The sequence below is a fragment of the bacterium genome, from assembly GCA_024228115.1.
GTDB lineage: Bacteria > Myxococcota_A > UBA9160 > UBA9160 > UBA6930.
In genome coordinates, this window is record JAAETT010000151.1 from 1 (window position 1) to 9,586 (window position 9,586).

Here is a 9,586-nt window from a genome sequence, read left to right on the forward strand (position 1 = left end):
CAGTCTGTGCGGTAGAATCCGGCTTCATGAAGGGGCCCTTGTTGAGGGGAAACGGGTGTCGCAACACGTTTCTACCGCAACTGGGGCCTTCTTCAATTCAAGAACGAGACTTCTTCATGAATTTTCCGGGCTAGACCTTCTGACTCCGCCGATGTGCGGCTGTCGTCGGCGCGCGCGCCTTTCGGCGAAACCCCTGGGGCGTCTGACCCGTCCAGCGCCGGAAAGCGTGGTCGAACGCGCTGAGCTCCGAGTAGCCGAGCAGGAACGCGATCTCCTCCAGGTCGTTCACGGTCTCTTCGAGATAGCGGCGCGCGAGCTGGAAACGCACGCGTGCCACGAGATCCCGATACAGAATGCTGCGTTCCTCCAGACGGCGCTGAAGGGTGCGCACGCTGAGTCCGAGCTGAGGCGCCACCGATCGGATGGGCGGGTGTCCGTCGCAGACCCGGCTCGCAACGAGCATCTCCACATCGCGGAGCCAGGGGTCCGAGCCCTCTGTCGGCTCCAAAGCATCTTGGAGCTGGTGCTCGGCGATGGGAAGCAGGTAACGATCTGCGCCGGGTACCTCGGCGCGAAGGTCGCGGGCGTCGAAGGAGATCGACGCGACGGTGCAACCGAAGCGCAGGCGCGGACAGATCGCTGCCACGTGCTCTCGGGGGTCCGAGGGCGCGTCGTGCTGGAATGACACGTCGTGTGGCTGCCAGTCGGGCCCCCTGAGGCGCCGCATCATGCGGACGAGCATCACGAGACCGGCCTCCGCAAGGTGTCGCAGGGCGTTTCGATCGGCCGCTGGGATCCGGGGAATCTCCAGCGTTGCCGTCTCGCCGCGGACCTCGAGGGGTGGCGTCCCCAGCCCCTGGCCCAGCGCCGCCGAGTAGCGAGCGAGATTTGCAAGCCCGACCGCCACGGTCGGAGCGTTGAGCACCGCATAGGAAAAGGGGCCCAGGGTCGCGAGCCCGAAGCTCGCGCCTACGTGGAGGCCGAGAGCGTCGTCGCCCAGCTCGCGAGCCGCGGCGTTGAACAGGGTCACGACCCGATGCAGGTCGAGCATACGCCTTGGGTTCGCCAGGTCGGCTGCCGTGATCCCGGCTTCGTCCCGCAGCGACCGGGCCGGCCCGCCCGCCGCTGCCACGAATTCGAGCGCGGCCCTCGCAACGCTCGAATTCAGTCGGATGATGGGGCCCATACCTGGCACCAAATATCAATGTTGGTGCTCCGCCCACGGATATGATCGGCAAGATGGCGAGCATTCGCGCCCGTGGTGCAGGTGGTCCCGGGCAACCAACAAGAGGATCCACATGAGCATTCGATTTCCGTCCCTCGAGTTCTTCAGGGCGCTGCAACAGCGCGCGAAGGACGACGCAGATGTGTTCGAAAAACTCGGCGTCTGCGACACCACGTTTGGCATTCGGGTCGGAGACGATCTGTATCGGATCGCGTTCGAGGTCTACGAGTGCACGGAGGTCGATGAAACGAATGATCCGGCTTCACTCGACTTCGTTCTCACTGCGCCGGTCCAGTTGTGGAAGGAGATGTTCGCGTCCGTACTTGCGAACGGGGGTGCGGATGCTGCGCACACGATCAATACACTGACGCATGTAGGCGACGTGATGAAGGTCGAATACGAAGACCCGGAAGGCCACGACCGTCTCTATCGCTTCATGGCGACGATCCAGGAGTTCCTGGACGAGGCCCAGCACCTCGATGTGGAGCTGGGCTGATGTCTTACATCGGACCGAAGGACTTCTCGGAGGACACGAATCTGATCGCCGAAGTGATGCGGGTCATGAGCGGCGACCTCAATCTGGAGTGGATGAAGGACTGTCCTCATGCCATGACCGCCCGTCCCAGCCAGGCGCGTCGCGGTCTCACGCTGGACGATATCAACGACGATCCGTACTACGGGCCCTCGGCGATACCGGAGATCATCCGGCGTCACTTCTCGATGACTCCTCGCGGCGGTGTCCTGCCCGAAGGCTTGCCGTCGCTGGGCTACCGACTGAACCGAAAGAGCGATGTCTGGGCCGATTCAGCAACGGTGTTGTTCGAGGAAAGCAAGTCTCGACGCTGGGCGCCGGCCCGCAGCGTGCCCTGGGATGCGCTGGACGAGGCGTCGCTCAGCTCCGAAGAGGACGTGGCGATCCGCCAGCTGTGCACCGGTTTGACCTCGATCGGTCTCGTCTCCACGGATGTGCCCTCCCGCTGGGTCTGGTTGATGAACCAGGATTTCCACGAAATCAAATACTGGATGTGCGCGCAGATGTTCGACGCGACGCGGCTGGCTGAGGCCTTCCGCAAGCGAGCGCTCTACGGCCAGGGCGCATTGGGATGCGATTCTCGGGAGCTCGGTGAACTGCTCAAGATCATCATGGAGTCGGATACCTACCCGTTGGCGTCTGCAGCGCTGAACCTCACTCTGTTTTCCTTCGTTCAAAGCCTCGGAAGACGTTTCGAGTTCTCGTCGACGAATGCCGCCGACACCTACCTCGGAACCCGGCTCGTGCAAGACGCCTCGCGTTTCATCGCGTATGGCGTCGATCACATTCGCCAACTCGTGGGCACTCGTCCCTCCCAGGTCGAGATCGTCAATGATCACCTGGATCTCGTCGAGAATGGGCTCGTCGGCTACCTCGGCTCGCGAGAACTCATCGAGCCGCTGATCGTGCTCTCGGGCGGTGTCGAGTCCGTGGCCGCGTTCTACCGCAGGGCCGCAGAGCAATACTTCGAGCGCTGCATTGCCGCCGGACTCGGCGAGCGCCAGGACCGCAGCCCGCTTCCGGCCTTCCTGAAACTACTCGATAGCTAGACAGGAAAAATCATGAGCTACTACGGATCGACCGACTATCTGGCGAATGACGATTTCGTTCTTCGCATGAAGGATATCCGCAAAGGCAACCTCGATCTCGGATGGATGAAGGCCGGCACAGAGCAGGTCGAGATCCACGCGGAGAACAAGAAGCGCGGGCTCACGTACCTCGATCTGAACAAGGGGAGCTACGGCTATGACGATCTCGAGGAGGTTCCGCGCGGCCCGCGAGGCATTGCCCCGCGAGGTGCGAGCTACGATGTGGCCGACCAGGCTGACATGGGGCCGGAGCTCAATCGCAAGAGTGACGTGTGGGCCTATAAGGTCGCTTCGTTCTACGAGGAGACCCTGAGCCGCCAGTGGGACGCAACGACCGATATTCCCTGGCGCGATCTCGACAAATACGAAGTGCCGCTCGAGGTCGAGATTGCGTTCGCACAGCTCTGCACCATGTTGACGGAAGTCGAGATGGTTGCGACGGATCTGCCTGCGAAGTGGTGTTGGCGGATGAACAACCAGTTTCACGAGGTCAAGGGCTTCCTCGCTGGGCAGGCGATGGACGAAGCGCGTCACGCAGAGGTTTTCCGCAAGCGAGCGCTGGCCGGCGGCGTTGGCTTGATGCAGGGGAGCCCGCAAGCCGAACACTCGCTCAAGGCAATCCTCGACTGCGATACCTACAGCGAGGCGAGCGCTTTCATGCATCTGCTCGCCGAGGGGAACATCCTGACGATGTTCCGCTTCAGCGAGTTCATCTCGCCGACTGCCCTCGACAAGCGCATGTTCCAGCTCGTCATGCAGGACGAGGCCCGCCACGTTTCGTATGGCCTCCAGCACCTCAAGTGGATCGTCGACCAGGCACCGGAACGCCGGGAGCAACTGCACGCGGCTCTCGATGAGGCGGAGAACTTCAGCCTGAAGCAGTTCGATTCCGCGTTGTTCGAGGCGATGATCGTGCTCGCGGGCAAAGGCACCTCACCGGAACAGATCAAGAAGGGCGTCGAGATCGTCGGCACGCTGCAGATCAAGCAGGTCGAGGAGTACTTTCAGCGATTGCAGCGTGCCGGATTCGGCGAGCGCATCGAACGGAGCAAGTTCCGCGATTTGCTTGCGGCCATATCGTTGAAACAGCAGGACCCCGCGCTACCTGCCTGAACTCGGAAGGCGGGCGCAATCTGGATCGCCCCGTCGCCCATTGAACTACCCGTGTTTCGATCTGGGGAAGAGGGCCCAGGGCCCTGAGAACCGGAGTCGTCGCCGAGCCGTGTCGGCTATCCTTCTGACGACGATTGATTGCCGGCTCTCGCAAGGAGGCGACCATGAGCGCATATCTCGGGGACGCGGTTCTCCTCTACCTGCAGGAACTCATCGACTGGGAGGCCTACTTCGGCTGGCGCAAGGGCGGCGACTGCGATGTCGAGGCGGAGCAGGGAGCTCTGCGCGACATCCTCGCGGCCGGCGCCCAGATCTGCGAAGAGCAGGAACCCGCGCTGCGCGCCGGCTGGTACGAGAGCGCGACGCTCGAGGACGGCGTCGTGAAGTACCCGGCGCATATTGCGGAGACCCTCGCGAAGCTCCGCGAGGCTGGGCTGGTGAGCTTCGGGGTCGAGGAGCAGTACGGCGGCTTCGCGCTTTCGAGCTTCGTTTCGAATGTGCTCCTGCAGATGGTCTCCCGCGCGGATGCCGGCCTGATGACGATCCTCGGGCTCCAGGCCGGAGTGGCGGAGGACATCCAGCAGTACGCATCGGACGAGTTGAAGGAGACCTATCTGCCGCGCTTCGCCTCGGGCGACGTGATGGGCGCGATGGATCTCACCGAACCGCAAGCGGGTTCGGATCTCGGCGCGATCACCACCCGCGCCACCGAAGAAGAGGGGCGCATCTTTCTCGACGGCCAGAAGATCTTCATCACGAACGGCGGCTGCGAGATCCATCTGGTCCTGGCACGCGACCACGACACCTTCGAGGCGTCGAAAGGAACGACCAAGGGCCTCTCCTTGTATCTCGCTCCACGCACCCTGCCCTCCGGAGAGCGCAACGGAATCAGCGTGCCTCGCCTCGAGGAGAAGCTCGGCATCCACGGCTCGCCGACGGCGGCGGTCCAGTTCGACCACGCCGAGGCTTTCCTCGTGGGTACGAAGGGCGACGGCTTCAAGGCGATGCTCTCGCTGATGAACAACGCGCGTCTCGGCGTCGCCGCCCAGGGAATCGGCATCGCGGAAGCCGCGCTGCAAGTGGCAATCGCCTACGCGAAGGAACGGATCCAGTTCGGGCAACCCATCGCAGAGCAACCACTCATGAAGGATCGGCTGGCAAAGATGACCTTGGCACTCGAGGGCAGCCGTGCGCTTCTCTATCGGACCTGTTCGCTGGTCGACCAGAATCGCGCCATCGGGATCGCGCTCGCGCGCGGGGGCCAGTCCGAGGCAGAGCGCACCGAGCTCGAGGCACTCGTCGATCGCAACGACACGCGAATCCGACTGCTCACCCCGCTCGCGAAGTACATGGGCACGGAAGCCGCTGACGAGATCAGTCGCGAAGCGATCCAGATCCACGGCGGTCTCGGATTCATGGCCGAGTCCGAGGTGGGCAAGCTCCACAGCGACGCGATCATTACCACGATCTACGAGGGTACGTCCGAGATCCAGGTGTCCTTCGCACTCAAGGAGATCGGCAAGGGCGCTCTCGGCGTGGTCTTCGAGACGCTGGAGAAGGAGCTCAAGGCCTTCGAGGATCCGGCATTGAAGGAACCCGCGGATCGCGTACTGGAGGGCATGTCGCTGATCCTCGACGCCTCGAGCGCACTGATGGCCGATTTCAACTACGCGCTCATGTCCGCGCAGTCCCTGGCGGAAGTGGTCGCGAGTGTGATCGCAGGCGCCGAACTGCTGAAGCAGGCCCAGGCGGATCCGCGTCGGCTCGATCTCGCAGCTTCCTGGGTGAACCGACGCATGATCGACCTTGCTGGCCGGTGCCAGCGCATCAAGGAAGGCTCGACGGATCGACTCGATCGCGCCGCCAACATCATCGCTCTGGCCGAGTAGTTCCGCTCGTCGAGCCCGCGGCGCAGGGAGGTCGAGGGTGGACGTTAGTCGAGCGTCACGAACAGGGACCGCCGCCGCCGGCCATCGACCGAGCGGCTCTTGTGTCCGCGGCCGGTCAGGTCCTCTGCGAGCAGGATCTCGCCGGCGCCGAGCACGCGCTTCGTACCGTCGCCGATCTCGATCTCGACCGCCGCGTCCAGGTTGATCACGTACTGGCGCCGCGGCGCGGTGTGGAAGCCGAGGTCGTAGTCCCCCTCCGTCTCGCGGAACACGATGCCGGTCGCCTCCTTCAAGGTGGAAATCGCACCGATCGCTCCGTGATCGTCCAAGGGGACGTCCACATCCTCGAAGTGGGACTCGCCGTCGTCGCCGGAATAGATGCGGGTGATCTTCATCGCCCGAGGAATCCGACGATGTCGTCGGCGATTGCCTCCCCCTGGAGCACCGGGAGCATGTGGCTTCCGCCCGGGTAGACCTTGAGTTCTGCGCCCGGGATCACGCCGGCCAGGTACTGGGGGATCGCCAGCGGCGCGAGCCGATCGTCATCGCCGTGTAGCAGGAGGGTCGGGAGGTCGATGCTCTCGACGGGGAACGAGGCGTCGCCGCTGGGGATGCTGAACATCTCGCCTCGGTAGGCCAGCAGGGTTTCCCAGCGCGAGAAGTTGGCCGTTACGTTGGGGATCCACCAATCCGGCATGGGCTTCTCGCTGAACGCCACTGTGCTGAGCACCGAGATCAGGGCGCGTCCGACCGCGGGCACCCGGCTGCGCCAGGCGAGGACCGGATCGGAGTAGAGGAACCGCATGAAGCCGCCGGGATCGGGCGGTTGCGCCTCAGCCGAATCGGGTCCACCGGTGCCAACGAGCAGGAGGCGCCCCATGCGCGAGGGGTCCCGCATCGCCGCCACCATCGCGGTGACACCTCCGTACGACCAGCCGACGACCGTGGCGTTGCGCAGGTCGAGTACCTCGAGGAGCGAGAGCAACTCGGCCGCGTTGTTCCCGACCGTCGCCTGGCTGGCCGGATCCGGCCGCGGGGCCGAGCGGCCGTAGCCAACCCGGTCGTAGGCGAGAGCGCGCATGCCGCGGGCCGCCAGCGCCGCCGAGGTGTTCTGCCAGTCGTAGCCGGTGCCCGGCAGGCCGTGAACCAGGACGACCGGCGGGCCGCTGCCTTCCTCCATCAGGTTCACCGCCAGGCCTCCGGCCAGTGCGATGCGGCGGCCCGGCGGCGGCAGCTCCGGCGGCATCTCCGAGGAGAAGCTCGAGCACACCGGAGGCAGCACGATGGCGCCCGCGATCAGGAGGACGAGGCCGAGGAGAAGGCGGCGAAGCATGCGGCCACGGTACCACGCGGCCCGAGTGCGAGGAGGGAAACTGGATGAACACGAATTCGACGAAGATCCAGGATGACAGCGAGCCGATGATCCAGGACTGGATCATCGATGTGGACACCCACACCACCGATTCCGGCGACCTGTAGACGAGCCCCATGCCACTGGGCCAATCCGGATTCTTGGCGGCATCAGTCCGTAGCGGACGGCTCTTCAGGCGAATCGGGCGAAGTACCGTCAGCGTTGCAGGCCTCTGGCCATCCGGCCTCGCCCCATACCAGTCGACGGATGTTCAGCACCGGTTCGTAGTCGAACTCGGAGTCGTACGCATGATGCACCAACCAGTCGATTCCGTTCTCCGAGTACACGTCGGCGTGCCCAGTGCCGATCAAGCGTCCGTCGCGCTCGATGAGAACAGTGCCCCCTTCTGCGATGAGCGGAACGCCTTCGCGGTCGACGTAGGGGCCTTCCAAGGCCTCGGATCGGCCGACGAGGATCTTGTACTTCGTTTCGGCACCCTTGCAGCAGCTGTTGTGCGACAGGAAGAGGTAGTAGTAGTCGCCGCGCCGGATGATGTACGGGGCCTCGATGATCGGATCCGCTTGCAGGAGCGGACGGGCTGCGAGGACGACGAAATCGCGCGGGTGCTGTGTGGGCCTCAGGGTCTCCGAATCGATCTCGGCCAGGAGGAGCCCGCCGAGCGTAGAGCCGAACACGAGCCACGGCGTCTCGTCGTCATCGATGAACAGGTGCGGGTCGATTGCGTTGTACAAGACATCGTCAACGCCGCAGATGAAGTCGAAGTTTTCGAAGAGTGGCGTCGATCGAAGGATCAACCCGTGGTCGACCCACTGGTAGCGCGGGTCGCTTGGGTCGAGGGTGACGTTCGTCGCAAGGCCAATACCCGCGTTGCAAGTCCCACCGATGTGGCTCTGGTAGAAGAGGATCCACACACCCCGGTAGAAGGCGATGTCCGGTGCGCCGATGTGGTCCGGGTTCGGAAGCTCCTCGATCACCCACGGTGGGAGCTCATCGAAGATCTGGCCAGCCTCGGTCCATGTAACCAGGTCAGGGGAAGTATAGAAGGACGCGAGCGGGCTCGAAGAGTAGACGTAGTAGGTATCGCCAAGCTTCGCGATGGCGGGGTCGTGGATGGGGGCGACCTGGCTCTCGAGGTCGACGATGTTACCGGTGCAGCCCGGGCCCGGTTCCTCGAGGTCCGCGATGAACGGCGGGCCGTCTTCGCAGGTGAGGAGGGCGAGGGCAACCACGGCAAGGGCTGCGGTTCGAACCATGCTGGGACGGGCTCTGTTCAGTCGCGGAAAATGTGAAACCATCCGCAATGCAGCGCCCTCCTGAGGGGAGAATGCCACGCCAACCGATTCATGAGTCTTTCGGGTCAGCGACGGGTGTGCTCATGCAAGAGCGCCCCGGCCCTTCTTCCGCCCCCAGCAGCGTCTCCCATGCAGAGGCGGGTGAAGCCATGACCGAGGCGGCTATGGATTGAGACCCACCTCATCGAGGAGGTGAGGCGGACCGCGCCAATGCCCCGCGAAGCCATCCCACCGCGCCCCCTGATGCGGCCCCTGACCCGCGGAGCGAGCACCCCACATGTCGTGGTTGAGTGGCTGGTCACCACAAGATCTTGTAGGGGACTAGAAAAAGTTCAATGAAGACGAAGATTTTGGTTGGCAAGCTGCCGATCCCTGTCTATAAGAGGGATGTCGTGGCAGCAAGTGGCATGAAGTGGAAGGACAGGGCAAGTCGATGGCACGCGGCCGGTTCTTCCACGCAATGGACGAAAAAGGGCGAGTGAGTATCCCAGCCGTGTTGAGAAACGAACTTCAAACACAAGACGAGCGGCCCCCCTTCCTGACCAGTGTATTGGATAGCCCCGCCGTCGGCCTCTACGCCCACGAAACGTGGCTCGCGATCGAAGAACGCCTCAAGAATGTTTCACAGATGAAGCCAGAGATCGCATCCCTCCGACGCATGGTGATTTCCGGCGCCGTCGAGTCTCCGATCGATGGCTCTGGACGAATCTTGATCCCGCCCCATCTGCGTGAGCACGCGCAGCTGGAGCGGGACGTCACGATCGCGGGCGTCGGCTCGCGCATCGAGATCTGGGACAAAGCCCGCTTCGACGAGGAACTCGGATCGATCCGCCAGCAGGGTCGCGAGGTTTCCGATGTCGCCGCGGAGCTGGGTTTGTAGGGAGAAGTGTTTTTTTTGGGGGGGGTCCCGGAAGCGCAGGCTTCCGGGCAAGAGAGATGGGGTGTCTCCGGAGTGCTGAGCTGAGACGCGCGGGAATCGTTGGGGGGCGTGCCCCCGCGACTCAGAGACGCGCTCCGGAGCTCCCCAATCTCTCCTCCCTGGAACCGCCCGGCGGTTGAGAGGTTCCGAACCTCC

Annotated in this window: 9 protein-coding genes; 5 read left to right on the forward strand and 4 right to left on the reverse strand. The window is 63.8% G+C overall.

What is annotated here, in order from left to right:
• Nucleotides 1-130: 130 nt before the first annotated feature.
• A complete protein-coding gene (locus GY937_07290; protein ID MCP5056519.1) occupies nucleotides 131-1,186 on the reverse strand; it encodes an AraC family transcriptional regulator in 1,056 nt (351 codons plus the stop codon).
• Between the two features lie 112 nt (nucleotides 1,187-1,298).
• On the opposite strand from GY937_07290, the gene GY937_07295 reads away from it, so the two are divergent.
• The 4 genes from GY937_07295 (at nucleotide 1,299) to GY937_07310 (ending at nucleotide 5,847) form a co-directional block, all read left to right on the forward strand.
• Complete coding sequence (locus GY937_07295) at nucleotides 1,299-1,721, forward strand: hypothetical protein (GenBank protein MCP5056520.1); 423 nt, start codon at nucleotides 1,299-1,301, stop codon at nucleotides 1,719-1,721.
• A complete protein-coding gene (locus GY937_07300; protein ID MCP5056521.1) occupies nucleotides 1,721-2,806 on the forward strand; it encodes a hypothetical protein in 1,086 nt (361 codons plus the stop codon). The genes GY937_07295 and GY937_07300 overlap by 1 nt, the downstream gene beginning before the upstream one ends.
• Before the next feature lie 12 nt (nucleotides 2,807-2,818).
• Complete coding sequence (locus GY937_07305; GenBank protein ID MCP5056522.1) at nucleotides 2,819-3,958, forward strand: ferritin-like domain-containing protein; 1,140 nt, start codon at nucleotides 2,819-2,821, stop codon at nucleotides 3,956-3,958.
• 164 nt (nucleotides 3,959-4,122) lie between these two features.
• Nucleotides 4,123-5,847 (forward strand): hypothetical protein, encoded by a 1,725-nt coding sequence (locus tag GY937_07310; protein ID MCP5056523.1) that lies wholly within the window; start codon nucleotides 4,123-4,125, stop codon nucleotides 5,845-5,847.
• Between the two features lie 44 nt (nucleotides 5,848-5,891).
• Here GY937_07310 and GY937_07315 read toward each other — a convergent pair whose 3' ends face one another.
• The 3 genes from GY937_07315 to GY937_07325 all read right to left on the reverse strand — a co-directional run bounded on the left by GY937_07315 (nucleotide 5,892) and on the right by GY937_07325 (nucleotide 8,472).
• Complete coding sequence (locus GY937_07315) at nucleotides 5,892-6,242, reverse strand: hypothetical protein (GenBank protein MCP5056524.1); 351 nt, start codon at nucleotides 6,240-6,242, stop codon at nucleotides 5,892-5,894.
• Nucleotides 6,239-7,180, reverse strand: a complete 942-nt coding sequence (locus GY937_07320; protein MCP5056525.1) for an alpha/beta hydrolase — start codon at nucleotides 7,178-7,180, stop codon at nucleotides 6,239-6,241. The genes GY937_07315 and GY937_07320 overlap by 4 nt, the downstream gene beginning before the upstream one ends.
• Nucleotides 7,181-7,368: 188 nt before the next feature.
• Nucleotides 7,369-8,472, reverse strand: a complete 1,104-nt coding sequence (locus GY937_07325; protein MCP5056526.1) for an arabinan endo-1,5-alpha-L-arabinosidase — start codon at nucleotides 8,470-8,472, stop codon at nucleotides 7,369-7,371.
• A 472-nt stretch (nucleotides 8,473-8,944) separates the two neighbouring features.
• On the opposite strand from GY937_07325, the gene GY937_07330 reads away from it, so the two are divergent.
• On the forward strand, nucleotides 8,945-9,391 hold the full coding sequence (locus GY937_07330; protein ID MCP5056527.1) for a division/cell wall cluster transcriptional repressor MraZ: 447 nt from the start codon (nucleotides 8,945-8,947) through the stop codon (nucleotides 9,389-9,391).
• Nucleotides 9,392-9,586 lie beyond the last annotated feature (195 nt).

Coding starts and splice junctions, on each gene's coding strand:
- GY937_07290 (MCP5056519.1), bottom strand. CDS start 1,186: ATGGGCCCCATCATCCGACTGAATTCGAGCGTTGCGAGGGCCGCGCTC.
- GY937_07295 (MCP5056520.1), top strand. CDS start 1,299: ATGAGCATTCGATTTCCGTCCCTCGAGTTCTTCAGGGCGCTGCAACAG.
- GY937_07300 (MCP5056521.1), top strand. CDS start 1,721: ATGTCTTACATCGGACCGAAGGACTTCTCGGAGGACACGAATCTGATC.
- GY937_07305 (MCP5056522.1), top strand. CDS start 2,819: ATGAGCTACTACGGATCGACCGACTATCTGGCGAATGACGATTTCGTT.
- GY937_07310 (MCP5056523.1), top strand. CDS start 4,123: ATGAGCGCATATCTCGGGGACGCGGTTCTCCTCTACCTGCAGGAACTC.
- GY937_07315 (MCP5056524.1), bottom strand. CDS start 6,242: ATGAAGATCACCCGCATCTATTCCGGCGACGACGGCGAGTCCCACTTC.
- GY937_07320 (MCP5056525.1), bottom strand. CDS start 7,180: ATGCTTCGCCGCCTTCTCCTCGGCCTCGTCCTCCTGATCGCGGGCGCC.
- GY937_07325 (MCP5056526.1), bottom strand. CDS start 8,472: ATGGTTCGAACCGCAGCCCTTGCCGTGGTTGCCCTCGCCCTCCTCACC.
- GY937_07330 (MCP5056527.1), top strand. CDS start 8,945: ATGGCACGCGGCCGGTTCTTCCACGCAATGGACGAAAAAGGGCGAGTG.